Here is a 25,765-nt window from a genome sequence, read left to right on the forward strand (position 1 = left end):
CGGTCGGTCCCTGATCCGCCGACCGCGCCGGAACCCGTCCGTCCGACCAGTTCACCGGGGGGTGACGAGGATGACCCGCACGACGATCTCCGGACGTCACCGCGCGCCGCGCGTCCGACGTCCGGTGCGGGCCCGTGTGCTCTGGCCCGCGTCCCTCGTCCTCGCACTCGGCGTGGTGGTGTCCCTGCTCGGGACCGGTGGGACCTACGCCCTGTGGAACGCCTCGGCGAGCACGAGGGGCGCGACCGTGAAGTCGGGGACCGCGACGGTCACGGTCAGCCCGCTCTCCGCGATGCGGGCGCCCGCGCTCGGTCCGGGAGCGAGCACGGTGGGGTCGTTCACGGTGAAGAACACGGGGACCGTCCCGCTCTCGATGCGGGTCATGACGACCGCGACCAAGGTCTCCTACGCCGACGCCTCGGACGCCGTGGTGCTCGGCGCCCAGACCCTCAAGCTCGCGAGTGTCGGGTCGGCATCGGCCTGCCGCGCCGGCCTCGGGGGCGCGAGCGGTCCGCTCGCCTCGTTCGACACCGGCAGCGGCTACTACACGCTGCCGGTCGGCGCGAGCGGGGTCGCCTGCGTCGAGATCACGCTGGCACAGGACGCCCCGCAGACGGTCTCGGGCGCCGTCACGGACTTCACCCTCACGGTGACCGGCACGCAGGTCGCACCGTGAACCGCCGTGTCCGCGTGCTCGTCACCCTGCTGCTCAGCGCCGCGCTCGTCGTCGGTGGCTCGAGTGCCGCCTGGGCACTCTGGACGACGAGCGCCGGGGCGACGTCGAGCACCGTCATCGGCAAGCTCGCCGCCTCGATCAGCGGGACCGACCAGATGACGGTGACCTTCTCGGACTCCGTGCGGTCGATGACGAAGCCCGTCACCCTGACGAACACCGGCAACCTGGCCGGCACCACGTCCACGTCCGTCGCTCCCCAGTCGGACAAGCCCGCCGCCCTGGCCGGGGCCGTCGACGTCGTCGCCTGGCCCGTCGGCTCGACCGCCGCGTGCACCGACAGCGCCGCCGTGGGCTCCGGATCGGTCACGGGGACCTGGGCGTCGCTGCCGAGCATGACGTCGACCCTGGCCGCGGGCGCGAGTGCCGTGTGGTGCACGCGGAGCACCCCGCAGGCCTCGGCACCGGCGTCGAGCACCTCGAACGTCGTCATCAGCCTGACGACCACGTGGGGCAGCTGGCGGTCCGCGGTCGTGCAGGGCGGCTTCTACCTCAACACCGCGGCCGCCACGACCGCGACGCCGGCGCTGACCTGCACCGACCACAGCGGCAACTACGTCGACGTCCGGTGGCCGGACTCGTCCCGCGCGGCCGACACCTGGTACGCCGCGTACGTGCGGGACACGATGGTCGGCTCGCGGGCGCAGATGTACTCCGGGTTCATCACCCTCGCGCCGAACGACCTGGCCCCGGTCGCGACGACCGGCACGCAGACCGTGGTCGTGAAGGTGCTCGACGGCGACGGCAACCCGACCTCGACGGTCGCCGGCAGCGGTCCCGTAACCCTGTTCACCCAGAACGACGGCCCCGCGCTCCGGTGCGGCGGATGACGGCCCACGCGGTGACCCGACGAACCGGGTGGCGGTCGCTCGTGCACGCGATCGCACTCGGACTCAGCACCGGGATGCTCCTGGTCGTCGCCGGCCTGGCCGTCGTGCTCGTCGTCGTGCCGAAGGTGACCGGATCGACCCCGCTCACCGTCCTCACGCAGTCGATGGAGCCGGCACTGCCGCCGGGCACCCTGCTCGTCGTCCGGCCCACCCCGCTCGACGAGGTCCGCGTCGGCGACGTCGTGACGTACCAGATCCGGTCGGGGCACCCCGAGGTCATCAGCCACCGCGTGGTGTCCGTCGCGTCGTCCTCGAACGGGGAGCACACCTTCGTCGTCAAGGGCGACGCCAACGCCGAGCCGGACGCACCCGTCCGCGGCGTCCAGGTGCGCGGCGTCGTCTGGTACAGCGTCCCCGTGCTCGGGTACGTGAACCAGGTGGTCAACGGGTCGCGCGGATGGCTCGTCCCCCTGGTCGCCGGTGTCCTCATCGCGTACGGCGCGGTCATGGTGACGATCGGCGCCGTGTCCACCGTCCGGCGCCGTCGGGCCGGTCGTCGCCACGGACGTCGACGGGCACCTGCACGACTGCCGGAGCGCCGCGTCTAGGCTCGGTGGACGTGGCGGACGGTGTGGTGCAGGCGCGGGCGCTGCTCGATGCCGCGGCCCGGCGGCTGCGCGCGGCGGACGTCCCCGACGAGGCCCTCGGCGAGTACGTCGTGCCGAAGCCCGTGCTCGGCATCCGCCGCGAGGCCACGATGCGCTCCCTCGGCCGGGTCTGGCGGGTCGGGGCCCTGCTGATCGGGTCCTCGCTCCAGACCGGCGGACGCGTCTGGGCGACGGGCACGATCACCCGCGTGACCGACCCCGGACGCGCGCAGTTCCAGTCGGTGTCCATGGAGACCCGTCGCGCATACCGCGCCGCAGCGGTGCGCGGGCGCTTCGACGCCGGTGACACCGTCAACCACGGGGCGACCCCCATCGACCTGGACGACTCGCTGCTCGGCGGCGACGGCGTGCTGTTCGTCGACGGTGACCTGCCGATGGTGCGCTGGTCCCCCACGGCGGCGACGGCGGTCCCGCTGGCGGACTACCTGGCCGACCGCGTCGGGCTGCTCGTCGACCCACCCGCGGGCGCGACGGACTGACGACCGGGCCGGCACGTGCGCGGGGCGAGCCGCGTGCGGCGGTGACCAGGGCCTCCCGTCCCACGGCGCCGCGCCGAGCGCGCGTGACGGCCACCAGCCGAGCACGGCCACGGGCGCTCGCGTACCGTCCGGGTGGTGACCGACGCTCCCCGTACCCGCCTGGTCCTCCCAGGGCAGTACGGCCCGCAGTTCGACGACGGCGGCCCGGCCCTCGTGGTCGAGGCGCGCGAGTTCTTCACCGCCCGTCCGGTCCACCGGGCGAAGGCACACCTGTGGCTCAGTGCCCTGCGGCACCGTGTCCGCGAGCTCGGCGACCGCGCGGAGCACGTCCGGGTCGACCGGCTGCGGGACGCGCTGGTCGGCCGCACGGACCTCGAGGTGGTCGATCCGCCGTCACGACTGCTGCGCGGGCAGGTCCGGCACTGGGGTCACGACACGCGCGTGCTGCCGAGCCGCGGCTTCGTGACCAGCGAGGACGAGTTCGGCGCGTGGGCGACCGGCCGCGGCGACCGGTTCCTGATGGAGACGTTCTACGAGCAGGTGCGGCGACGCGAGGGATGGCTGATGGACCGCGACGCCCCCGTCGGCGGACGGTTCAGCCACGACGCCGACAACCGGCAGCCACCGCCGAAGGGCGCGATGTCGCTCGGGCTGCCCGATCCGTGGTGGCCGACCGAGGACGACGTCGACGACGAGGTCCGGCACGACCTGGACCGGTGGGAGCGCGACGGCCTCGTGCGGTTCGTCGGCCGCGACGACCGTCGACGCTTCGCCGTCACGGCCGCCGAGGCCGAGGCCGCGCTGGCGGACTTCGTCGAGGTGCGGCTCGGCGACTTCGGCCCCTACGAGGACGCCGTGCTGACCAACGACTGGACGATGGCGCACTCACTGCTGAGCGTGCCGATGAACCTCGGCGTGCTCGACCCCCGGGCCGCGATCACGGCGGCGGTGTCGGCGTACGAGGACGGCTCCGCCCCGCTCGGCAGCGTCGAGGGGTTCGTGCGACAGGTCGCCGGCTGGCGGGACTACGTCTGGCACCTGTACTGGTGGTTCGGCGAGGAGTACGGGACGTCCGCCGCACCGCTCGGCACCGAGCCGCCGCACCGGCTGCCGCGCTGGTGGCGGGAGCTCGACGCGTCCGAGGTCGAGGCCGTCTGCCTGTCCACCGCGATCGACGGGGTCGCCGACCACGGCTGGGCGCACCACATCCAGCGGCTGATGGTCCTCGGCAACTGGGCACTGCAGCGCGGTTACGACCCCGTCCAGCTGACGGAGTGGTTCACCGACGTCTTCGTGGACGGCACCGACTGGGTGATGCCGGCCAACATCGTCGGGATGTCCCAGCACGCCGACGGCGGGCGGGTCGCGACGAAGCCCTACGCCGCCGGGGGCCGCTACATCGACCGGATGACCGACCACTGCGGCAGCTGCCGGTTCGACCCGACCAAGCGGCTCGGCGAGGACGCCTGCCCCTTCACCGCCGGGTACTGGGCCTTCCTCGACCGCGCTGAGCCGGACCTGCGTGGCAACCCGCGGATGACGCAGCCGCTGCGGCAGCTGCGCGGGATGGCGGACCGCCAGCAGGTGGTCAGCCAAGAGGCCCGGCGCCGCACGCCCTGAACACCGCCGGACGGGAGGCGCGGGGCGGGCTGGCACCGCCCCTCCCGTCCGGCGTGTGGCAGGCTTCGTGCCGTGGTCCGGCATCCGCTCTGGCGTCCGTTCGCCGCCGGCAGCAACGCTGCCCGGCAGGCGCAGCGCGTGGCGTTCCGCCAGACCGAGCCCGGTCCGCTGCAGCCGCACGACCCGCGATGGGTGGACGCGTACCGGGTGGTGCGGTCCGCGGTCGAGACGGCACTCGGACCCGGCGTCCGGATCCAGCACGTCGGGTCCACCGCGGTGCCGGACCTGCTCGCGAAACCGGTGATCGACGTCGACCTGCTCGTGCCGGACGTCGCGGACGAGGACTCCTGGTTGCCCGCGCTCGAGGCCGTGGGCTTCCGGCTGCTGTTCCGCGACGAGCTGGGCGGGTCGCCGCACCGACAGCTCAGCCTCGCCGAGCCGAACGCGAACCTGCACGTCTTCGCGCCCGGGGCCGTCGAGCCGCAGCGGCACCGGGTGTTCGTCGACTGGCTGCGGACGCATCCCGCGGACCGGCGCGCCTATGCGGCCGCCAAGCAGGCCGCTGCCGCGGGCACGGGGTCCCTGCGCTACAACGACGCGAAGGCCGCCGTCGTGTACGACGTGTACGAGCGGGTCTTCCTGACGGACCCGGCGCATCCGCACGACCCGCACCCGCGGGTCTGATCAGGCGTCGGCAGCGCTGCCCGACTTCATCCAGAACGGCGACCAGTGGTACCCGTCCGGGTCGTCGAACTGGCGCTGGTACATGAACGGGTAGTCGTCGGTGTCCCCGATCCGCCCACCGGCAGCACGGGCACGCTCGACGAGGTCGTCGACCGCCTGCTGACTGTCGAGGTCGAACGAGACGGTGACCTTCGAGGGTGTGTCGGGACCGCCCACGAGTTCCTCGACACCGCCGACGCTCGCGTACATCTCGCGACTGGCGAGCATCACGTACTGGTCGGGGCGGACGGCGAAGCAAGACACCTGGTCGTTCGACATGTCGGCGTTGCGGGTCCAGCCCAGGGCGTCGTAGAAGGCGGTGGCGCGCTCGACGCTGTCCACCGGGCAGCTGATGAAGAGGCTCATGCGGTGATGGTCCTCCCGCGGGGCGGACTGGTCAAGGCGTCCTCGAGCGTGCACGCGGGGGCCACGTGGCAGGCTGGCCGTCATGGGCAACGGTCGCGGGGAGGTCAGTGTCCCGGTCGGGGTCCGGGTCCCGGTGCTCGTCGCGGTGCTCGTGGGGATCGAGACCGTCGTCCTGCTCGTCGTGGCCCTCCTCGGCGACCGCACCACGAGGGCGGTGACGGTGGCGCTCGACGGCCGCGCGCCCGCCGTGCTGGCGCGCGTGGACCTCGACGTCGCGATGGTCGTGGTGCTCGCCCTCGTGGCGGTGGCCCGGGCGCTCCCCGCGCGCCGGGCGTGGGTCCTGGACCCGCTGCTGACCACACCGATCACCCTGTTCGTGATCGCGCAGCTGAACGGCGTGCGCGACGTCGGTGCCCTGGTCGGCATCTACGCGCTGGCGTCCGCTGGTGTGCTGTTCGCGGTCGTGCAGGACCGCTCCGCACCGCAGACGACCCCGAGCGCCGGGTCGCGCCTCCCCCTGGGCTTCGGGTCGGCGGTCGGGATCGTGCCGTGGGGCATCGTGGCGTTCCACCAGGTCGGCGCCGGGGTCGTCGGGCACCCGTTGCCGGGCATCGCGGTCGTCGTCACCCTGACGGCGCTCGTGGCTGCCATCGCCGAGTTCGTGGCGACGTGGCGTGGTCGGCACGGCGCGGCATCGGTGCTCCGGACCGTCGGGATGTCGGTCGTCGCCTGGCTCGTGGTGCTCGGCCTCTGACACCGTGCTGCCGGACGGTCACGCGGCACCGATAGGGTCGCAGCGTGGCATCGATCAACGACGAATTCACCACCCGCTTCGACCTCCGCGAGTTCACGCCCGGCACCGACGCCGACGGTGCGCCGGACGCGCAGACCGCCGACTGGATGGAGGCCGTGGGCATGGGGTTCCACGAGGCCTCGGCCTCACCCGAGCTCGCGTCCCGGATGGCGGCGAACTTCATCGCCGACCAGGAGACCTTCCTCGGCGTCTACGTCACGGACCCGGTGCCCGGGTCCGTCGACGCGACCTGGCCGGCCGGCACCTTCACCTGGTTCCGCAAGGAGCTCAGCTGGGGCGACGGGGCGACTGTCGACACCCAGGCGATCTCGGCGGTCACCGTCCGCCCGACCGAACGCCGCCGGGGAATCCTGCGCGCCATGATGACGCACGCGCTCGACCGCGGTGTGCAGGAGGGCTACGCGATGGCGTCCCTCACCGCGTCCGAGGGCACGATCTACCGGCGCTTCGGCTTCGGCTGCGCCATCCGCGAGCGCGCGGTGCGTGTGCGCCGCAACCGTGCACTGCCGTTCGTCGCGCCGACGTCGGGCGTCGTCTCGGTCGTCCCGACCACCTGGCTCGCCGACGGCGTGGGCAAGGGCGTGTTCGCACGCTTCCACGAGCGCACCCCCGGGTCGATGGTCCGGAACGCGGGCACGTGGCCGGTCGTGTTCGGCGAGTACGGCTCCGACGGCGAGAAGGCGAAGGGCGTCCGCGCCGCGGTGCACCGGACGTCGGCGGCCGACGAGGTCGACGGGTACGTCACCTGGCGCGTCAAGGAGTCCGGCGACGAGACCGCGATCGAGGTCCTCGACCTGGTCTACGCCACGGACCAGGCGTACCTGTCGCTCTGGGAGTTCCTGCTCTCGATCGACCTGAACGACGTGGTGCGGTACAACCGCTCGCGCCTCGACGACCCGATCGTCGCGGCGCTCGGCGACAACCGCGCGTACGACGTCGACCACGAGGAGGACCACGTCTGGCTCCGGGTGCTCGACGTCGCGGCGTCGCTGTCCTCGCGGCCGTTCGCCGTCGACGGCACGCTCGTGCTGTCGGTGTCGGACGCGCTCGGGCACGCCACGGGGACGTACCGGCTCGACGTGGTGTCCGGTGTGGGCACGGTCACGCGAGAGTCGGACTCCGCCGATGCCCCGTCGGACGTGCAGCTCGACGTGGCCGACCTCGGCGCACTGCTGCTCGGCTCGGTGTCCCCGGTGACGCTCGCCGCAGCCGGGCTGCTGCGGGCGACGGACCCGGCGGTGCCCGTGCTGCTGCGCGCGATGCTGCTGCCCGTGCGGACCCCGCACGGCATCACGTACTTCTGACGCGCGGCCGGTCCGTCGCACCGTGCGTGGTTCGCGGCTGGTGCGAGGTTGATCGGCGGGTGCGGGGAAACAACCTCGCAGCGGCCGATCAAGCTCGCACCACGCGCGGCCGGGCCTACGCCCGCCGGCGCACCCGGGGGTCGACGACCGCGTAGACCACGTCGACGATCACGTTCGCGGTGACGACCAGGAACGCCGAGAACAGCGTGAAGCCGACGACGACCTGCAGGTCGAGCGTGTGCACCGCGTCGATGAGCAGCGCGCCGAGGCCCTGCATCGAGAACACCTTCTCGGTGATGACGGCTCCGCCGAGCAGCGACCCGAGGTCGAGCCCGAACAGCGTCACCACGGGCAGGATCGCGGTCCGCAGTCCGTGCCGCACGACGACCTGGCGCTCGCGGATGCCCTTCGCGCGGGCGGTCCGGACGAAGTCCTGCGACATCGCCTCGAGCATCTCGCCGCGGGTCAGCCGGGCGTAGATGGCTGCGCTGATGAACGCGAGCACGCACCACGGCAGCACCAGGTGGGTCAGCCAGCCGACGGGGTCCTCGCCGAACGGCACGTACCCGCTGGTCGGCAGGATCCCGAGCACGAACCCGAACAGCAGGATGGACAGCAGCCCGATCAGGTACGCGGGCGAGGACACCCCCGCGACGGCGATGCCCATCACGGTGCGGTCGAGCACGGACCCACGGCGCAGGGCCGAGGCGGCTCCCCCGGCGACACCGGCCACGAGCCACAGCACGGCGGCACCGACCGCGATCGACGCGGTGACGGGCAGGCGGGTCAGGATGAGCGACGTGACGCTGTCGTGCAGCTGGAACGAGTACCCGAAGCACGGCGCGGCGCAGTGGATGGCGGACGCGCCGCTGCCGAAGGTCCGACCGGTGACGATCCCGCCCAGGTAGGCGCCGAACTGCGCGATCCAGGGCTTGTCCGTCCCGAGGAACGCCTGCACCTGTGCCAGACGCTCCGGCGTGCACGGCTTGTCGCAGATCGCACGGGCGGGGTTGGTCGGCAGCAGCATGAAGAGCGCGTAGGTCACCGCGGCGACGACGAGCAGGACGACCACGGCGCCGAGCACGCGGAAGAGCAGGAAGCGCAGGGCGCTCATCGGGTGCCTCCCCGAGGGTCGAGGGCGTCACGCAGGGCATCGCCGAGCACGTTGAACGCCAGGGTGATCAGGAACAGCGCGGCACCGGGGAACACCAGGTACATCGGGTCGGTCTGCACCCACCCGATCGCGTCACCGATGCTGCGGCCCCACGACGGCGTGGGCGGGGTGACGCCGACGGCCAGGAACGACAGCGCGGCCTCGGCGCCGATCATCGACGGGATCGAGATCGTCGCGTAGACGGTGATCGTCGCGGCGAGGTTCGGCAGCAGCTGCGTGCGGATGACGTGCCAACGCCCGGCGCCGAGTGCGGTCGAGGCCACGACGTAGTTGCGGGTCCGCAGCGACAGCGTCTGCCCACGCACCACGCGGGCGACCGCCGGCCAGCCGAAGAACCCGATGACCAGGACGACGAGCAGCGGCTTGGGGAACGACGTCGGCACGATCGCCGTCAGCGCGATCATGAAGACCAGCGACGGGAAGCCGAACATGACGTCCACCACGCGCGACAGCACGCGGTCGTACCAGCCCCCGAAGAACCCCGTCGTGACACCGACCAGCACGCCGATCACGATCGACATCGCCGTGGCAGCCAGCCCGATCCCGAGCGAGGTCCGCGCGCCGTAGGTGACGATCGCGAAGAGGTCGCGTCCGGTCAGCGGCTCGACGCCGAACCAGTGGGTGCCGCTCACACCGCCGAGCGACCCGCGCGGGGCGCCGAACGAGTTGAGCGCGTTGATGTTGTACCCGTACGGGTCCTGCCCGCTGATCCCGGCGATCACCGGCGCGAGCACGGCGACGAGCAGGAAGACGACGATGACGACGGCCGAGGCCACGGCCCACCGGTCGCTCCGGACCCGCCGGACGACGGCGCGGAGGCCGGTCGAGCGAGCGCCCGAGGTCGCGACCGGGCGGTCGACGACGTTCGCCGTCACGATGCCACCTCCACGAGTCGGCGCCACGCCTCGCGTCGCGTCGCCTGTCGTACCGGGTCGGCCACGGGGGCAGCGGCGAGCAGCATGCGGGTGTAGTCCTCCTGCGGGTCGTCGAGCACGGTCCGGGTCGCGCCGCGTTCGACGACGCGCCCGTCACGCAGCACGATGACGTGGTCTGCGAGCTGCCGGACGACGGCCAGGTCGTGGCTGATCAGCAGCATGCCGAAGCCGAACTCGTCCTGCAGGGTGGACAGCAGGTCGAGCACCGCCGCCTGCACGGTGACGTCGAGGGCCGAGGTCGGCTCGTCAGCGATCACCAGGGCGGGTCGGAGCGCCAGGGCACGAGCGACGGCGACGCGCTGCCGCTGGCCGCCGGAGAGCTCATGGGGGAAGCGTTCGGCCCAGGTCGGGTCGAGCTGCACCGCGACGAGCAGGTCGTGCACGCGCGTGGCCCGCTCCGACGCGGACACCCCGTGCACGAGCAGCGGTTCGGCGATGCTCCAGCCGATGGTCTGGCGCGGGTTCAGGGACGACGCGGGGTCCTGGAACACGATCCCGACGCGGCTGCGGACCTCGCGCAGTCGACGTCCACGCGCCGTCCGGAGATCGCTGCCGTCGACCTCGACCGATCCGGCGACGACCGGCACCAGACCGGCGAGCGCTCGCCCGATGGTCGACTTGCCGGAGCCGGACTCCCCCACCAGGCCGAGGGTCTGCCCCGCGTGCAGCGTGAAGTCGATGCCGGAGACCGTCGGCGCACCGCGCCGGTCGTACCGGACGCTCACGTCGCGCACCTGGGCGACGACCGGACGGGAGGCCCCACTCGCCCCCGCCGCGTCGGCTGCGGGCTGCGCCGACGGGGCGGGGTCGACCCGATCCTCCAGTCCGGGCACGGCTGCCAGCAGGGCGCGCGTGTACGCGGCCTGCGGTGCGCGGAACAGCGCGTCCACCGCGCCGTGCTCGACGGGCTCGCCGCGGCGCATCACCAGGACCTCGTCGGCGACGTCGGCCACCACGCCCATGTCGTGGGTGATGAGCAGCACGGCCAGGTCCCGCTCGCGACAGAGGTCCCGCAACAGGTCGAGGATCCCGGCTTGCACGGTGACGTCGAGCGCGGTGGTCGGCTCGTCGGCGATCAGTGCGACGGGGTCACCGGCCAGCGCCATCGCGATCATCGCGCGCTGCAGCTGTCCGCCGGAGAGCTCGTGCGGGAACGCGTGGCGGATGCGGTCCGGGTCGGACAGGCCGGCCGAGCGCAGCAACTCGTCGATGCGGGCGGAGACCCCTGCGCGGTCGAGGCCTCGGGGGTGTGCTCGCACTGCCTCGGCGATCTGCGTCCCGATGGACAGCACGGGCGTGAACGAGTTCATCGGCTCTTGGAACACGACGCCGATGCCAGCGCCGCGAACGGCACGCAGCTGCTCGGTCGGTGCGCCGACGAGCTCGTCACCACGGAACCGGACGCTGCCCGACACGCGCGCCTGTGGCGGCAGGAGCCCGAGCACGCTCATGGCGCTGACGGACTTGCCCGACCCGGACTCACCGACCAGGGCGAGCACCCGTCCGGGCGTCAGCGAGAAGGAGACGTCACGGACGACGGGCTCCGCGTCGCCGAACGCGACGTGGAGCCCCTCGACCTGCAGGATCGGATCGGTCACTTGGCGAGCGACACCGTGAGGTAGTTCGGGTACGCCGGGAAGTCCGCGATCCGGAAGTTCTCGACGTTCGAGCCGGCCAGGAACGACTGCTTGGCGTAGATCAGCGGGACGACGGGGGCGTCCTCCATGATCTTCTTGTCCGCCTGCGCCCAGAGCTTCTGCGCGTCACTCTGGTCGACCGTGCTGGTCGCCTTCGCGATGAGCGCGTCGACGTCGGGGTTGCTGTACTTCGAGATGTTGTACCCGCCGCCGCCGATCTGCGACGAGGCGTAGAGCGGCTGCAGGTTCGCGTTCGCGCTCGGGAAGTCGGGCTGCCAGCTCGAGAGCGACAGGTCGAAGTCGGTGCCGTTCGTCGTGGCCTGGGTGAAGGAGTCGTAGTCGAGCGGCTTGAGCGTCACCGTGATGCCGGCACGCTTGAGCCCGGACTGCAGCGCCTGGGCCTGCGCCAGGTAGGTCGGGTCGTTCTGGGTGACCAGCGTGAGCTTGAGGTCGGTCGCCCCGGCCTCCTTGAGCAGCTGCTTGGCCTTGGCGACGTCACCGGACGCACCCGGCTCGTACCGGTCGTAGCTCTGGCGCCCGGCGATCCCCGGCGTGATGAGCGTCGACGCGTACGACCCGGCGAGCGCGCCGCCTGCCGCGATGCGGAAGGACTTGCGGTCGACCGCGTACTGCAGTGCCTGGCGGACCTTGAGGTCCTTCAGCTGGCCACGCTGCGTGTTGATCGCCATGTAGGTGATCGGACCGGCCTTGGAGGTGGCCAGACGGTCTTGCGCGGCGGCGTTCGAGCGCACCTGGTTGAGCTCGGCAGCACCGAGGTAGATCGCACCGAAGGAGTTCTTGGCGTCGCCGTTGTCGGCGATCAGGCTCTGCGTGATGGTGGAGGCGTCCTGGCCCTCCTTGAACACGATCTTCGACGGGCCGGCGGTGCGGACGGAGTCGGTCTTCGCGCTCCACTCCTTGTTGCGGACGAGCGTGACCTGCGAACCCTGGGTGTTGGACTCGATCTGGTACGGGCCGCTCGCGACCGGCTTGGCGTCGTACGCGCCGGTGTCGGTGCCCTCGCCCTCCGGGACGGGCGTGAACGCCGGCATCGAAGCGAGCCACGGCCAGTCACCGTAGGGCGCGTTGAGCTTGAAGACGATCGTGGAGCCGTTCGGGGTCTCGATGCTGTCGAGGGTCTTGCCCTCGAACGGACCCGTGTACGTGTCGCCGCCGACGAGCAGCGACTTGTGGTAGCTCAGGCCACCGGTCAGGGTCGGCGCGAACGAGCGCTCGATGCCCCACTTGATGTCCTTGGTGGTGATCGCTGAGCCGTCCTGGAACTTCAGCCCCTGCTTCAGGTGGTAGGTCCAGGTCTTGCCGCCGTCGCTCGAGTCGCCGGTGTTCGTCGCCAGGTCCGGCACGACCTTGGCGGTCTTGCCCGGCTCGACGCTCCACGTGGTCAGGCGTCGAGCGACCAGGCCCATCGACGTGATGCCGAGGCTCTGGCTGGTGGCCGGGTCGAAGTGCAGCGCGGTCTGGGGCGTGAGGATGTCGAGCGTGCCGCCCTTGCTGGTGCCGGCCGAGGCGTCGTCCGAGGCACCGCCGCCCGAGCAGCCGGTCAGGACCAGGGCTGCGGCTGCGGCGACTGCCGCGGTGATGGTCAGGCGCTTCGGGCGTCTCATGACGGGGCTGCTCCTCGTGGGGGTGGTTGCTGCGGTGTCGGCGGCGATGTGACCGCCGCGGCGGCGTCCATCCTGGCACCGCGCACTCCGGGCGGCACGCACGGGATGACGCACGACGAAACAATCCAAGCCGTGCGTCTCTGCCGCCATTCCCGATCGGCAGTCCTCCCCCGCCGGGGTCAGCGGTCGAAGAGGCCGCCGAGGAAGTCGTTGCCGAGGTTCGACGCCTGCTCACCGAGGCCCGACGCCTGTTCGCCGAGCCCGGAGACCTGCTCACCCAGACCCGACGCCTGTTCGCCGAGGCCCGAGACGTGCTCGCCGAGCCCACCGCCGAGGTCGGCCAACCCGACGTCGCCGATCCCCGACGCGATCCCCTCGAAGTCGACCCCGAGGTCGGCGGCACCCGCCAGCACCGGTCCGGCGGCCGCACTCATGACCGCTCCGCCGGCGACCGCGACCGCGACGCCGCCGATCGCCATCGCTCCGGCGCCGACAGCGGCCCCACCCAGGACGCGGCGTGCCATGCCGGGACGGGCGACCTCGCCGCGGGTCATCGCGCGAGCCATCCCCGCCGCCGAGGCGTCCGCGGGCCGGGCGTGCGGCGGGAGCTCGGTGTTCAGGCGCTGGAGCACCGCTTGCCGCTGCTCGGGCGTGAGCCGCGCGAAGGCGTCGTGGTGGACCTGCTCCAGCTGGTCGGGAGACGCGGTGCGCAGCAGGTAGTCGTACTTCGCGAGGGCCACCTTGTCCGCGTCAGCGGCCCCGCGCTGCGGTTGAGCGGGCTGCTGCGGCCGGCTGTGCTGCTCGCCGTGCTGCTGCGGCTGGCCGTGTTGCTGCGGAGGCCGCTGCGGCTGGGTCCGGTCGTCCCCGGTCAGCTTGTCGGCGGCGGTCCGCACCATGTCACGCCAGTCGCTCCCGCCCTGCGACGGCTGCCCGTGACCCGCGGCGATGTTCCCCTGACCGCGCTGCTGCATCTGCTTGGAGATGACCTTCGAGGCCATGCCGATGAATCGAGAGAGGTTCGCCATGAACCGACCTTTGCGTCCGCACATGTGAGCACTCAGCATCCCGCCGGTGCAGCGCCCGCAGAGCACATCCGGATCCCCTGAGAGCGCGACCGGAACATCAGTATCGGTAGGCTGGTTGCGGGGCTGTGTCACCACCGGAACGCGGTCCCAGGGCGAACGCGTGAAGCCCGGAACTGCAGCAACAGTTCCGGGCTTCGATTCGCTCTCCGAGTGGAAAGCCAGGGGAAAAGACACTTCCCCGAGTCGAACACTCGGGAGTCAGTGTAGCCGAGCTCGCTCGGCTCCACACCCCTGGCCGACTGCTCCTCGTGTCCGCCGGTGACGACACCAGGAGGTACTCGATGTCCCACGACGACGAGCGCCGGCCCAGGCGTCAGGTCCCGTGGTTGGGGATCGCGAGCTTGCTCGTGACCGTCGCTCGGTTCCTGCACGACCTGTACCGCAGAGGCCAGTGACCAGAGCGGTCGCGCCGCAGCCGGCGGCGCGACCGCTCCTCGTCGTCAGGACAGCATGCGCTCCAGGAACGGGTTGCGGAACCGCCCCGTGGGGTCGAGCTCGCGAGCGAGGGCAGCGAACGCCGCCAGGTGCGGGTAGGCCTCGTGCAGCCGGGACGGAGACGCCGCGGAGACCTTCCCCCAGTGCGGCCGCGGGTCGAACGGCGCCAGGACGCCCTCGATCTGCTCGACCGCCGCTGCGACCGCCGACACGTCCCGCCGGAAGGTGAAGTGCAGCCCGACCGACTGCCGCTCGGACGAGGGCGCCAGCCAGGCGGTGTCGGGCGCGACCGTGCGGAACTCCGCCGCGATCAGGATCGGCGCGAACAGGTCGTGGAGCGGCAGGAGCGCCTGGATCGCCGCGACGGCCGACGCCGCCGGGACGAGGTACTCCGCCTGGATCTCCGCCCCGGTCGACGGCGAGAAGGACGACCGGAAGTGCGGCAGCCGCTCGGACCACGGCCCGGGCACGCCGCCCTGCTCCGTGACCCCGGCGGTGTCGTTCTCCCCCGGGTGCACGGGACCGGTGGCGCGACGGGCTCCGAGCGCGACCAGGTCCATCGACGGTGCGGGCTCGTCCATGCGGTGCTTCGTCCAGACCTGCCGGGCACCGCGGTCGTCGAACGCGGTGAACATCGACACCGAGTACGCGTCGGCCATCACCGCGTCGAAGTGCTCGAGGACGGCGTCCCACGGCAGGTCGAGGTGCACGGTGGTGGCCACCTGGAACGAGGGCTCGATCGCGAGCTCGACCGCGGTGACGACCCCGAGCGCGCCGAGGGCGACCCGGTGCGCGTCGAGGTCACCCGCGGAACCGGAACCGGTGCCGGAGTCGGACCCGGAGCCGGAGCCGTCCGGGGCGACCCGCACGAGCGAGCCGTCGGCCCGCACGACGTCGAGCCCGACCACCGCCTGCGCCAGCGAGGGGTTCCGGACACCGGACCCGTGCGTACCGGTGGCGACCGCGCCGGCCGTGGAGATGTGCGGCAGCGACGCGAGGTTCCCGAGTGCCCAGCCACGGGCCTCCAGTCCGGCGGCCACCTGCGCGTGCGTCATCCCGGCCGCCACCCGGACCACCCGACGTGCCGTGTCGATCTCGAGGACCGGCGGCAGGTCGGTGAGCGTGACCTGGACGGCCTCGGTGTCGGCGATGTCGTTGAACGAGTGCGTCGACCCGAGCGCCGTCAGTCGCGGCGTCGACGCGACGAGCTCCTGCACCGCCGCGACCGACGACGGGCGCTCCAGGGCGGCCGCCCGGTAGGTCAGGTTGCCGGCCCAGTTGGTGCGCTGCGTCGCGGTCACGTCGGTCATCGTCCGGTCCTCAGAACCCGCGGTCGAGACGGTGCCAGGTCTGCTGCCCGCGCACCTCGTCGCGGAAGCCCCGCGAGGTCGTGTGCTCGTCGATGACCAGGAACTCGGTCCCGAGCATCGTCGCGAGGTCCTCGACCACCTGCAGTCCGACGGCCGTCGTCATGACGGTGTGGTGGGCGGCGCCGGCCGTGAGCCAGGCCTCGGCAGCCACGGGGAACGACGGCCGGGGCTCCCAGACCGCACGGCCGACGGGGAGCTTCGGCAGCGCCTCGGTCGGCGGGACGACGTCGACGACGTTCGCAGTGAGGCGGAACCCGTCGCGGGTGTCGGAGAGCGCGACCACCACGGCCTCGCCGGAGTCCGCGGTGAAGACCAGGCGCACCGGGTCGTCCTTGCCGCCGATGCCGAGCGGGTGGATCTCGAGCGTGGGCGTGGCGCTGGTGAGCGTCGGCGAGACCTCGAGCATGTGGGCGCCGAGGATCTTCTCGGCACCGGGCGTGAGGTCGTAGGTGTAGTCCTCCATGAGCGACGCCCCGCCTGGGAGCCCCGCGCCGGCGACGTTCATCGCGCGGACGAGCACGGCGGTCTTCCAGTCGCCCTCGGCCCCGAAGCCGTAGCCGTCGGCCATCAGGCGCTGCACGGCCAGGCCGGGCAGCTGCTTGAGCGCGCCGAGGTCCTCGAAGTTCGTGGTGAAGGCGGCGGAGTCGTTCTGCTCCAGGAGCGCACGGAGCCCGAGCTCGATCGCGGCACCGTCGCGGAGCGCGCCGTGTCGGTCGCCACCGTCGCGGCGCAACGACGGGTCCACGTCGTAGTCGCGTTCGTACGTGGCCACGAGCGCGTCGACCTGGTCGTCGGTGGCGGCCGCAACGGCCTCGGCCAGCTCGTTCACCGCCCAGGTGTTGACCTGCACGCCGAGCTCGATCTCGGCCTCGGTCTTGTCGCCCTCGGTGACGGCGACGTAGCGCATGTTGTCGCCGAAGCGCGTCAGCTTGAGCGACCGGATCGCGGCGGCCCCGGCGGCGGCACGGCTCCAGTTCGCGACACGCTGCTGCACGCGCTCGTCGGAGACGTGACCGATCGCGGTCGCGTGGCGGACACCCATGCGGGCCAGGGCGTACCCGAACTCGCGGTCACCGTGCGCGGCCTGGTTGAGGTTCATGAAGTCGAAGTCGATGTCCGCCCACGGCAGCACGACGTTCGCCTGCGTGTGCAGGTGCAGCAGCGGCTTGGTCAGCGCGTTGAGGCCGCCGATCCACATCTTGGCGGGGCTGAAGGTGTGCATCCAGGCGGTCACGCCGATGACCTTGTCGTCGGCGCTGGCCTCGATGAGCGCGCGACGGATGCCGTCGGCGTCCTTGAGCACGGGCTTCCAGACGAGCGTCACCGGCACGTGGGGCGCCAGCTCGGCGTGCACGGCGCGGCTCTGCTCCTCGACCTGGCGCAGGGTCTCCTCGCCGTACAGGCCCTGGGACCCGGTGAGGAACCAGATCTCGTAGCTGTCGAGCGTCGCTTGCGGGTCCACCTGCGTCATCGCATGGCTCCTTCGGGGTTCTGTCCGTAGACGTTCTGGTAGCGATCGAAGAGTCGATCGATGTCGTCGGGGGCGATCGGCACGAGGTCGCCGCCCTGCTTCGCGATGTGCACGGTGCGCGCGACGTCCTCGCACATCACCGCGGCCTTCACGGCGTCCTTCGCGTCCTTGCCGATCGTGAACACGCCGTGGTTCTGCATGAGCACGGCGCGTGAGCGGTGCCCGCTGAGCGTCTCGACGATGCCGTGCCCGATCGAGTCGTCGCCGATGATCGCGAACGGGCCGACCGGGATCGGGCCGCCGAACTCGTCCGCCATCGCGGTGATCACGCACGGGATCGCCTCGGCACGGGCCGCCCACGCGGTCGCGTACGTCGAGTGGGTGTGCACGACACCGCCGACCTCGGGCATGTTCCGGTACACGTAGGCGTGCGCGGCGGTGTCGGACGACGGACCGTGGGCGTTGCCCCAGCCGTCGGCGGGGACGCCGTCCAGGGTGCAGACGACCTGGTTCTCGGGCGTCAGGTCGTCGCTGGACACGCCGCTCGGCTTGATCACGAACAGGTCGGTGCCGGGGACGCGCTCGGAGACGTTGCCACCGGTCCAGATGACCAGGCCGTAGCGCACCAGCTCGCCGTGCAGGCGGGCGACGCGTTCGCGGGTGGCGGCCACGGCCTCCCGGGTGGCGGTGTCGGGGTCGGTCGCGTCCTGCTGGCTCGCGTCGGTCATCAGGTCGGCTCCTTCTCGGTCTGGAGGCCCGGCTCGGCTCCGGCCGTCGTCTCCGGGCCACCGGTGGCGGCGTCGTGGGCGGGGGTGTCGTGGGCCGCGGTGGTCGCGGCGACCGCGGCCGCCTGCAGGGGCAGGCCCGCGCGGAAGCGCTCGAGGTACGCGCGGAACCCGGCGACGTCGCGCCCGTCCGGTTCGGCCACGTGCACGCTGTCGCTCGCGAAGACGCGGTCGGCCAGGTAGCGCGTCAGGTCGGTGTCGGCAGCGTGCGCCAGGTAGGCCGCGAGGACCGCGATGCCCCAGGCCCCGCCCTCGCCGGCGGTGTCCTCGAGGGCGACCGGCACGTCGAGCGCGGCGGCGAGCAGACGCTGGGGCGTGCCCGGTGTCCGGAACAGTCCGCCGTGCGCGGTCATCCGGTCGACGACGACGTCCTCGCCGTGCAGCACGTCCATGCCGATCGCCAGGGTCGCGAACGCCCCCTGCACCTCTGCTCGCACCAGGTTGCCGAGCGTGAACCGGCCGTCGGGGCTGCGGACGAGCACGGGGCGGCCGTCGGCGACGCCGGTGACGGGCTCCCCCGCCAGGTAGTTGTAGGACAGCAGGCCGCCGGCGTCCGGGTCGGCTTCCTCTGCCTCGGCGAGCAGCGTCGCGTAGACGTCGTCGATGTCGATCGCCGGGCCGCCGGTGCGTGCTCGTGCCGCTTCCGCGAACCGTGCGAACACCCGAGCCCAGGCGGCGACCTCGCTCGCGCCGTTGTTGCAGTGCACCATCGCCACGGCGTCGCCGGCGGGTGTCGTGACCACGTCGAGTTCCTCGTGCGGGGTCGTGAGCGGGCGTTCGAGGACGACCATCGCGAAGATGCTCGTGCCGACGCTGACGTTGCCGGTCCGGGGCGCGACGGCGTTCGTCGCGACCATGCCCGTGCCGGCGTCGCCCTCGGGCGGGCACAGCGGCACGCCGGGCTCGAGCGTGCCGGTCGGGTCGAGCCACGCGGCGCCGTCGGGGGTGAGCGCACCGGCGTCCTGGCCGGCGGTGAGCACCTCGGGGAACAGCTCGCGCACGGACATCCCGATCAGGGCGTCGGCGGTCCCGGTCATGGCCGCGTCGTAGTCGCCCGTGGCGGGGTCGATCGGGAACATGCCGCTGGCGTCACCGACCCCCAGGACGTCCCGCCCGGTGAGCCGTCGGTGCACGTACCCGGCGAGCGTGGTCACGCTGGTGACCTCGGCGACGTGGGGCTCCTCGTCGAGGACGGCCTGGTACAGGTGCGCGACGGACCACCGGAGCGGGATGTTCGCGCCGAGGCGTGCGCTGAGTTCCTCGGCGGCCGGGCCGGTCGAGGTGTTGCGCCATGTGCGGAAGGGCACGAGCAGCTCGCCGGACGCGTCGAACGCCAGGTAGCCGTGCATCATCGCGGAGACCCCGGCGGCGCGGAAGGTGGTGGGTCGGACGCCGTACTGCGACTCGACGTCGGCGGTGAGTGCGGCGTAGGCGGCCCGCAGTCCGGTCTCGACGGACTCGAGGGAGTAGGTCCAGCGCCCGTCGACGTAGGCGTTCTCCCACTCGTGGTCGCCGCTGGCGATCGGGCGGTGGTCCTCGTCGATGAGGACGGCCTTGATGCGCGTCGATCCGAGTTCGATCCCGAGGGTCGTGCGGCCGTCCGCGACCTGCTGTCGGCGGTCCTCGTCCATGCAGTCCTCCCGAGACTCCGTCGTCCGTGCCCACCGTCGGATGAGCGCTCACATCCTGGCACGTGAGCGCTCACTCTCGCAACGCGCCGCGCGCGTCGTGGCGACGCGGACGGTTCGGGGCGTCCGGCGGCCTTGGACGAGGTCGCACGACACGCCGCTCGCGTGCGCCGGGGTTCCACGAGTCGTCGGTGCGCGGGCTCGAGATGCCGCAATTGTGGAACCTCGAGGAGCGACCGCGTCAGGCGCCGAGGGTGCTCTCGCGCAGGACCAGGGTCGGGGTCACCGTGGCCGAACGGGCGGCGGAGCCCTCGATCAGGTCGAGCAGGGCCTGGCCGGCGACGCGACCGAGCTCCTCGAGCCGCAGGTCGACGGTCGTCAGCGGCGGCCGACTCGCCAGCGCCATCACGTCCCAGTCGTCGAAGCCGGCCACCGCGACGTCGCCGGGCACGGAACGCCCGAGCTCGCGCAACCGGTCGCACACGCCGCGCGCGATCTGGTCGGACCCGCACACGATCGCGTCGATGCCGCCCTCGCCGCGGTCCAGCACGTCGACCGCCTGGCGCCCCCAGCGCTCGGACCACTCCCCGTACAGCGCAGGCCCCACGAGCGCGGACCCGAGCGCACGGGTCGCACCGTCGACCCGTCGGGTCGCCGACCGGGCCCACGCGGGTCCGGTCACGATGGCGACGCGTCGGCGCCCGAGCGTCAGCAGGTGGGATGCGACGAGCGCCGCCCCGTGCTCGTCGTCGAGGGTCACGGAAACGTCGGCCGGCTCGGTCGACGGCGTGAACGCGTACACGACGGGGATGTCCACGTCGATGGGTGGCCGCGGGTCGGCGGACCGCCCCGTGACGATGATCCCGTCGACGCCCCGGGCGACGAGGGAGCGCAGGTAGTGGGACTCCCGCACGTGGTCGTCGCGGGTGTCGCACAGCAGCACGGCCATCTGCCCGGCCGACAGCACGTCCTCGGCACCGAGCAGCACGGGGATCGAGAACCGCCCGAACGAGTCCGTCGTGATCATGCCCACGGTGTACGACCGGCCCGACGACAGTGCCCGTCCGCGGGCATCGCCGACGAACCCGAGCTTGGCCGCCGCCGCGCGCACCCGAGCCCGGGTCTCGTCGCGCAGCTGCCCGGTGCCGTTCAACGCCTTCGACGCCGTGCCGATCGAGACGCCGGCGAGCGCCGCCACGTCGGTGATGCGCACCGGGGCGGACCCGGGCCTGCCGGATCGTTCGAGCGTCACGGCAACTCCTTTCCGCCTGTCCGTCGTGGCTACGATCATACGATGAACCACCGGATCGGCTCTTGCGGACCGATCGGGGGTGTCGTAGCGTCATCCAGCAGAAACCGTTTTCCGCAATTGCCGCTCGGCAGTGCGAACTCGACGAGGGCATCGCGGCTCGAAGCTGGCCGTGGCGTCCGACGCCAGCAGGAGACACCATGACGACCACGCTCGCCACCGACAGCCGCGCGCACACCGCGACCCCGGTCCTCCCGACCGCCGAGGCGCACCTGACCCTCCGGCCGCTCCCCGCCGACGCCGCCCGGATCACCGGTGGCTTCTGGCACCTGCGTCAGGAGCGGAACGGGCGCGACGCCGTCCGCGACGGGTACCGCCAGCTCGAGGCGGCCGGCAACTTCCGGAACCTGCGCATCGCGGCGGGGACCGAGCAGGGCGAGGCCGTCGGGCCGATCTTCATGGACTCCGACGTGTACAAGTGGCTCGAGGCCGTCGCCTGGGAGCTCGGACGCGAACCGGCCGACGACCTGCGGGAGCTCCAGCGCGAGGTCACCGCGCTCGTCGCAGCAGCACAGGCCGACGACGGCTACGTCGACTCCGTGCAGCAGGTCCGCTTCGACGGCGCCCGGTACACGGACCTCAAGTGGAGCCACGAGATGTACTGCGCGGGGCACCTGATGCAGGCCGCCGTGGCACAGTCGCGGGCGACGGGCGACACCGCGCTGCTCGACGTGGCGATCCGGAACGCCGACCACCTCGTGCGCACCTTCGGCGACGGCGCCGACCAGGTCCGCGACGTCGACGGCCACCCGGTCGTCGAGATGGGACTCGTCGAGCTCTACCGCGAGACCGGCACGCGCGCCTACCTCGACCTGGCGCACTGGTTCGTCGACGCCCGCGGGCACGGCATCATCGAGCGCGCCGGCGGCGAGCCGACCTACTTCTCGGACCGGGTCCCGAGCCGCCAGGCCACGACCGTCGAGGGCCACGCCGTCCGCGCCGTGTACCTGGCCGCGGGCGCGGTCGACGTCGCGATCGAGACCGGCGACGCCGAACTGCTGGCGGCGAGCGAGCGCCAGTTCGCCGACATGATGGCGACCAAGGCGTTCATCACCGGCGGACTCGGCGCGCGATGGGACTTCGAGGCGTTCGGCGACCCGTACGAGCTCCCCACCGACCGCGGCTATGCCGAGACCTGCGCGGCGATCGGGGGCGTGCAGTGGGCGTGGCGGCTGCTGCTGGCCACGGGCAGGCCCGAGTACGCCGACGCGGTCGAGCGCCTGCTGTACAACGCGTTCCTGCCGGGTGTGAGCCTGGCGGGCACCGAGTACTTCTACGTGAACCCGCTGCAGCACCGCGACCACGCGCACGCCGACGAGAACCGCTCCCCCGCGCACGGGCGCCGCGGCTGGTTCGACTGCGCGTGCTGCCCGCCGAACATCATGCGCACGTTCGCGAGCCTGGACGGCTACCTGGCCACCGCGACCGACGGCGGCCTGCAGGTGCACCAGTACGCGACGGCCGACCTCGGCGCCGTCAGCGTCGAGACCGGCTACCCGCACGACGGCACGGTCCGCGTGACGGTGACCCAGGACGGCCCGCTCGCCCTCGGGCTGCGGGTCCCGGCCTGGTCCGACACCACGACGGTCACGTTCGACGGCTCCGAACAGCACCCGGAACCCGGCACCGTGCACACCATCGAACGCGACTGGCACGCCGGCGACACGGTCGAGCTCGTGTTCGACACCACCCCGCACCGCTTCGTCGCGGACGCCCGGATCGACGCCGCCCGCGGGCAGGTCGCGATCGAGCGCGGTCCGCTCGTCTACGCGGTCGAGCAGCCCGACCAGGACGGCTTCACCGTCGACGACCTGACGATCGACGCGGATGCGCCGATCACCGAGGAGCAGCGCGACGACCTGCTCGACGGCGTCGTCACCCTGCGGGTGCCGGCCCATGCGCCGGCCGGGCACGAGCAGGCATCGTGGCCGTACCGCCGTCTCGACGCGGCGCCCGGTCCGGGAGGCTCGGCTGCAGCCCGCACCGCGACCAGCGCCGACGACGTGACCGGTGGCGACGGGGCCGAGCCGGCCCTCCATCCCGTCACGGCCGTCGCGATCCCGTACTACGCCTGGGCCAACCGCGGTGCGGTCCCCATGCGCGTCTGGCTCCCGCTGGCCTGACGCGCACGGTGCGAGGTTCCGGACACGGTGCGACCCTCGCACGGTGCTCGCTCCCCGGGCCGTGCGAGGTTGACCGCTCGGTGCAGGGAACCAGCCTCGCACCAGGCGATCAAGCCCGCACGAACCGCGAACCTCGCACGGTGCGCAGCACGCACGAACCGCGAACCGCGCACGGTGCGCAGCAGCCGCAGCCGCAGCAGCGCTCAGGCGCTGCGCCGCACCACCAGCTCGGGCTGCAGCAGGATCTCGTCGAGCGGCTCGCCCTCGACCAGAGACCTGGCCGTGGCGAGCACCTGCTCCCCCATCGCCTTGAAGTCCTGGCGCACGGTGGTGAGGGGCGGGGTGAAGTGCGCCGCCTCGGGGATGTCGTCGAAGCCGAGCACCGCGATGTCGTCCGGCACGCGCAGCCCGTCGTCCGCGAAGGCGTGCAGGACCCCGAGCGCCATCTGGTCGTTCCCGCAGAACACCGCATCGACTGCGGCGGTGTCGAGCGACCGGGCCGCGGCGAACCCGCTGCCCGGTGTCCAGTCACCGTCGAGCACCAGGGGTTCGACCCCGGCCGCGGCCATCACGTCCAGGTAGGTGGCGCGTCGGACCTCGGCCTCCTGCGAGACCACCGGACCGGTGATGTGCACGATCCGCCGGTGCCCGCGGTCGAACAGGTGCTGCATCGCCATCCGGGTGCCGGCGGCCTGGTCGATCGCGACGGCGGCGACGGTGGGCAGCCGCTCGGCGCGACGTGCGTCCCGCTGCACCGCGTTGGACACGACCACGGGCACGCTGACCGGCACGGTCAGCGACGCGAGCGAGTCGAGCACGCGGTTGTCGGCGGCCACGAGCACGACCGCGGCGACGTCCTGGGCGAGCAGCGTGGTCAGCGCGTTCGACAGGTCGTTCGCGCGGGGGTCGTCCGGCAACGTCGAGAGCAGCACGTGGTAGCCGGCGTGCCGAGCCGCGCGTTCGAACCCGATCGCGGTGCTGGACGGTCCGTAGAGCGCGTCGCCCGCTGTCACCAGTCCGAGGGCCCTGCTGCGGCCGCCGGCGAGCGCGCGGGCCGCCGCTCGCGGCCGGTACCCGAGCTCCGTGACGGCGGTCGTCACGCGGGAGCGGAAGTGGTCGCGGACCGTCGGGTCCCCGTTGATCACGCGGGAGACGGTCTGGTGGGAGACCCCGGCGCGCTCGGCGACGTCGAAGATCGTCGGGGCTTTGCGCCCCTTGCTGTTCGCCGCCGTGGTCGTCACCGGGCAACCGTACCGCTCACGCGGATTCCCGCAACGGCGCGGACATCCCCATGTCCTGAGTTGACACCGCGGTACACAACGCCCAAGATGTGAGCGCTCACTCCGAGCGATCACATCTCCGACAACGGCACAGCAGCCGAAGTCACACAGCTCACGTCGATGTCGACGTGACAGGAACAGAGGTACTTCGATGATGAAGCGCAGGATCGTCGCGGGCGTCGCCGCCCTCGGCATCGCCATCGCACTCGCCGGTTGCTCCGCCGGCGGCCGTGGTTCCGACGCCGGCAGCGGCAGCGGCTCCACCGACAACAAGGGCGCCCTGGTCGGCGTCGCCATGCCGACCAAGGTGTCCGAGCGCTGGATCAAGGACGGCAACGCCGTCAAGAGCGACCTCGAGGACGCCGGCTACAAGGTCGACCTCGAGTACGGGGACAACAAGGTCCAGCAGCAGGCCCAGCAGGTCAGCAACATGATCACCAAGGGCGCGAAGGTCCTGATCATCGCGTCGATCGACGGTGGCGCGCTCTCCGACCAGCTCGACGCCGCGGCGAAGGCCGGCATCAAGGTCATCTCCTACGACCGCCTGCTGACGGGCAACAAGAACGTCGACTACTACGTGTCGTTCGACAACGAGAAGGTCGGCGTCGACCAGGCCACCAGCCTGCTCACCGGCCTGGGCGTCGTCGACTCCGACGGCAAGAAGACCGGCAAGAAGGGCCCCTTCAACATCGAGGTCTTCGCCGGCTCGCTCGACGACAACAACGCCGGGTTCTTCTTCAACGGCGCCATGGAGACCCTCAAGCCGTACATCGAGGACGGCACGCTGAAGATCCAGTCCGGCCAGGACCAGCTCTCGCAGGCCGCGACGCAGCAGTGGGACCCGGCGACCGCCAAGGCCCGCATGCAGAACCTCATCGCCAAGTCCTACTCCGGTGGCGAGACGCTGAACGGCGTCCTCTCCCCGTACGACGGCATGTCGATCGGCATCATCTCGGCCCTGCAGGGTGCCGGCTACGGCAGCAGTGACCGTCCGCTCCCGATCGTCACCGGTCAGGACGCCGAGGCCGCTTCGGTCAAGTCGATCATCGCCGGTCAGCAGTACTCGACCATCTACAAGGACACGCGCAAGCTCGCCAAGCAGTCGGTCACCATGGCCGAGGACCTGCTCACCGGCAAGAAGCCCGAGGTCAACGACACGAAGAGCTACGACAACAAGGTGAAGGTCGTCCCGACCTACCTGTTCCAGCCGACCGTCGTCACGAAGGACAACTACAAGGAAGTCCTCGTCGACAGCGGCTACTACACCGAGGCCGACCTCAAGTAGGTCCTGCCCATCTGACGGACAGGAGGCGCGGTGCCGGCCCGCACCGCGCCTCCTGTCCGTCTCCACCAGCGCGCACGCGCGCACGA

Annotated in this window: 22 protein-coding genes; 10 read left to right on the forward strand and 12 right to left on the reverse strand. The window is 72.1% G+C overall.

Annotated features, from left to right (window positions below; genetic code table 11):
* Positions 1–70 precede the first annotated feature (70 nt).
* The 6 genes from DEJ13_RS13390 (at position 71) to DEJ13_RS13415 (ending at position 5,014) form a co-directional block, all read left to right on the forward strand.
* Positions 71–676 (forward strand): TasA family protein, encoded by a 606-nt coding sequence (locus DEJ13_RS13390; protein ID WP_111105735.1) that lies wholly within the window; start codon positions 71–73, stop codon positions 674–676.
* Positions 673–1,563: a hypothetical protein gene (locus DEJ13_RS13395; protein WP_111105736.1), complete on the forward strand. Its 891-nt coding sequence runs from the start codon at positions 673–675 to the stop codon at positions 1,561–1,563. Before DEJ13_RS13390 ends, DEJ13_RS13395 begins: the two co-directional genes overlap by 4 nt.
* Before the next feature lie 11 nt (positions 1,564–1,574).
* Positions 1,575–2,171: a signal peptidase I gene (locus DEJ13_RS13400; protein WP_220037536.1), complete on the forward strand. Its 597-nt coding sequence runs from the start codon at positions 1,575–1,577 to the stop codon at positions 2,169–2,171.
* A gap of 11 nt (positions 2,172–2,182) precedes the next feature.
* The gene (locus tag DEJ13_RS13405; RefSeq protein ID WP_146245150.1) at positions 2,183–2,710 is read left to right on the forward strand and encodes a hypothetical protein; all 528 of its coding nucleotides are present in this window, start codon (positions 2,183–2,185) and stop codon (positions 2,708–2,710) included.
* A 135-nt stretch (positions 2,711–2,845) separates the two neighbouring features.
* Entirely contained in the window at positions 2,846–4,330 is a 1,485-nt protein-coding gene (locus DEJ13_RS13410) for a cryptochrome/photolyase family protein (protein ID WP_111105882.1), read from the forward strand.
* Between the two features lie 72 nt (positions 4,331–4,402).
* On the forward strand, positions 4,403–5,014 hold the full coding sequence (locus tag DEJ13_RS13415; RefSeq protein WP_111105739.1) for a GrpB family protein: 612 nt from the start codon (positions 4,403–4,405) through the stop codon (positions 5,012–5,014).
* Here the strand turns inward: DEJ13_RS13415 and DEJ13_RS13420 are convergent, their stop codons facing one another.
* Entirely contained in the window at positions 5,015–5,419 is a 405-nt protein-coding gene (locus DEJ13_RS13420; RefSeq protein ID WP_111105740.1) for a VOC family protein, read from the reverse strand.
* A gap of 82 nt (positions 5,420–5,501) precedes the next feature.
* Between DEJ13_RS13420 and DEJ13_RS13425 the strand changes: the two genes are divergently transcribed.
* Positions 5,502–6,173 carry a hypothetical protein gene (locus DEJ13_RS13425; RefSeq protein ID WP_111105741.1) on the forward strand — a complete coding sequence of 224 codons (672 nt, stop codon included), beginning with the start codon at positions 5,502–5,504 and terminating at the stop codon, positions 6,171–6,173.
* A 44-nt stretch (positions 6,174–6,217) separates the two neighbouring features.
* A complete protein-coding gene (locus DEJ13_RS13430; protein WP_111105742.1) occupies positions 6,218–7,537 on the forward strand; it encodes a GNAT family N-acetyltransferase in 1,320 nt (439 codons plus the stop codon).
* A 115-nt stretch (positions 7,538–7,652) separates the two neighbouring features.
* Here DEJ13_RS13430 and DEJ13_RS13435 read toward each other — a convergent pair whose 3' ends face one another.
* From DEJ13_RS13435 to DEJ13_RS13480, 10 genes are all read right to left on the reverse strand, one after another.
* A complete protein-coding gene (locus DEJ13_RS13435) occupies positions 7,653–8,651 on the reverse strand; it encodes an ABC transporter permease (protein WP_056119425.1) in 999 nt (332 codons plus the stop codon).
* Positions 8,648–9,586: an ABC transporter permease gene (locus DEJ13_RS13440; RefSeq protein WP_111105743.1), complete on the reverse strand. Its 939-nt coding sequence runs from the start codon at positions 9,584–9,586 to the stop codon at positions 8,648–8,650. Before DEJ13_RS13440 ends, DEJ13_RS13435 begins: the two co-directional genes overlap by 4 nt.
* A complete protein-coding gene (locus tag DEJ13_RS13445) occupies positions 9,583–11,244 on the reverse strand; it encodes a dipeptide ABC transporter ATP-binding protein (RefSeq protein ID WP_111105744.1) in 1,662 nt (553 codons plus the stop codon). The genes DEJ13_RS13440 and DEJ13_RS13445 overlap by 4 nt, the downstream gene beginning before the upstream one ends.
* Entirely contained in the window at positions 11,241–12,908 is a 1,668-nt protein-coding gene (locus DEJ13_RS13450; RefSeq protein ID WP_111105745.1) for an ABC transporter substrate-binding protein, read from the reverse strand. The genes DEJ13_RS13445 and DEJ13_RS13450 overlap by 4 nt, the downstream gene beginning before the upstream one ends.
* Positions 12,909–13,087: 179 nt before the next feature.
* A complete protein-coding gene (locus DEJ13_RS13455) occupies positions 13,088–13,933 on the reverse strand; it encodes a cation-transporting ATPase (protein ID WP_111105746.1) in 846 nt (281 codons plus the stop codon).
* Between the two features lie 500 nt (positions 13,934–14,433).
* A complete protein-coding gene (locus DEJ13_RS13460; protein WP_111105747.1) occupies positions 14,434–15,738 on the reverse strand; it encodes an FAD-binding protein in 1,305 nt (434 codons plus the stop codon).
* A gap of 10 nt (positions 15,739–15,748) precedes the next feature.
* Entirely contained in the window at positions 15,749–17,269 is a 1,521-nt protein-coding gene (gene araA / locus DEJ13_RS13465) for an L-arabinose isomerase (RefSeq protein WP_111105748.1), read from the reverse strand.
* Positions 17,266–17,997 carry an L-ribulose-5-phosphate 4-epimerase gene (locus tag DEJ13_RS13470; protein WP_181436918.1) on the reverse strand — a complete coding sequence of 244 codons (732 nt, stop codon included), beginning with the start codon at positions 17,995–17,997 and terminating at the stop codon, positions 17,266–17,268. The genes araA and DEJ13_RS13470 overlap by 4 nt, the downstream gene beginning before the upstream one ends.
* Positions 17,997–19,685: a xylulokinase gene (locus DEJ13_RS13475; protein WP_111105749.1), complete on the reverse strand. Its 1,689-nt coding sequence runs from the start codon at positions 19,683–19,685 to the stop codon at positions 17,997–17,999. The genes DEJ13_RS13470 and DEJ13_RS13475 overlap by 1 nt, the downstream gene beginning before the upstream one ends.
* 238 nt (positions 19,686–19,923) lie before the next feature.
* Complete coding sequence (locus DEJ13_RS13480; RefSeq protein WP_111105750.1) at positions 19,924–20,934, reverse strand: LacI family DNA-binding transcriptional regulator; 1,011 nt, start codon at positions 20,932–20,934, stop codon at positions 19,924–19,926.
* Between the two features lie 197 nt (positions 20,935–21,131).
* On the opposite strand from DEJ13_RS13480, the gene DEJ13_RS13485 reads away from it, so the two are divergent.
* A complete protein-coding gene (locus DEJ13_RS13485; protein ID WP_111105751.1) occupies positions 21,132–23,114 on the forward strand; it encodes a glycoside hydrolase family 127 protein in 1,983 nt (660 codons plus the stop codon).
* A gap of 203 nt (positions 23,115–23,317) precedes the next feature.
* On the opposite strand, the gene DEJ13_RS13490 is transcribed toward DEJ13_RS13485, so the two are convergent.
* Entirely contained in the window at positions 23,318–24,355 is a 1,038-nt protein-coding gene (locus DEJ13_RS13490) for a LacI family DNA-binding transcriptional regulator (RefSeq protein WP_181436920.1), read from the reverse strand.
* 190 nt (positions 24,356–24,545) lie between these two features.
* Between DEJ13_RS13490 and chvE the strand changes: the two genes are divergently transcribed.
* Positions 24,546–25,679: a multiple monosaccharide ABC transporter substrate-binding protein gene (gene chvE, locus DEJ13_RS13495; RefSeq protein WP_056119462.1), complete on the forward strand. Its 1,134-nt coding sequence runs from the start codon at positions 24,546–24,548 to the stop codon at positions 25,677–25,679.
* Positions 25,680–25,765: the final 86 nt, after the last annotated feature.

Origin of the sequence: Curtobacterium sp. MCLR17_007 (assembly GCF_003234655.2) — a bacterium.
GTDB lineage: Bacteria > Actinomycetota > Actinomycetes > Actinomycetales > Microbacteriaceae > Curtobacterium.

Bases quoted from the DNA above. Each gene is read 5' to 3' on its own strand.
- DEJ13_RS13450 (WP_111105745.1), bottom strand. From the start codon at position 12,908: ATGAGACGCCCGAAGCGCCTGACCATCACCGCGGCAGTCGCCGCAGCC.
- DEJ13_RS13455 (WP_111105746.1), bottom strand. From the start codon at position 13,933: ATGGCGAACCTCTCTCGATTCATCGGCATGGCCTCGAAGGTCATCTCC.
- DEJ13_RS13435 (WP_056119425.1), bottom strand. From the start codon at position 8,651: ATGAGCGCCCTGCGCTTCCTGCTCTTCCGCGTGCTCGGCGCCGTGGTC.
- araA (WP_111105748.1), bottom strand. From the start codon at position 17,269: ATGACGCAGGTGGACCCGCAAGCGACGCTCGACAGCTACGAGATCTGG.
- DEJ13_RS13460 (WP_111105747.1), bottom strand. From the start codon at position 15,738: ATGACCGACGTGACCGCGACGCAGCGCACCAACTGGGCCGGCAACCTG.
- DEJ13_RS13390 (WP_111105735.1), top strand. From the start codon at position 71: ATGACCCGCACGACGATCTCCGGACGTCACCGCGCGCCGCGCGTCCGA.
- DEJ13_RS13470 (WP_181436918.1), bottom strand. From the start codon at position 17,997: ATGACCGACGCGAGCCAGCAGGACGCGACCGACCCCGACACCGCCACC.
- DEJ13_RS13485 (WP_111105751.1), top strand. From the start codon at position 21,132: ATGACGACCACGCTCGCCACCGACAGCCGCGCGCACACCGCGACCCCG.
- DEJ13_RS13475 (WP_111105749.1), bottom strand. From the start codon at position 19,685: ATGGACGAGGACCGCCGACAGCAGGTCGCGGACGGCCGCACGACCCTC.
- DEJ13_RS13420 (WP_111105740.1), bottom strand. From the start codon at position 5,419: ATGAGCCTCTTCATCAGCTGCCCGGTGGACAGCGTCGAGCGCGCCACC.
- chvE (WP_056119462.1), top strand. From the start codon at position 24,546: ATGATGAAGCGCAGGATCGTCGCGGGCGTCGCCGCCCTCGGCATCGCC.
- DEJ13_RS13425 (WP_111105741.1), top strand. From the start codon at position 5,502: ATGGGCAACGGTCGCGGGGAGGTCAGTGTCCCGGTCGGGGTCCGGGTC.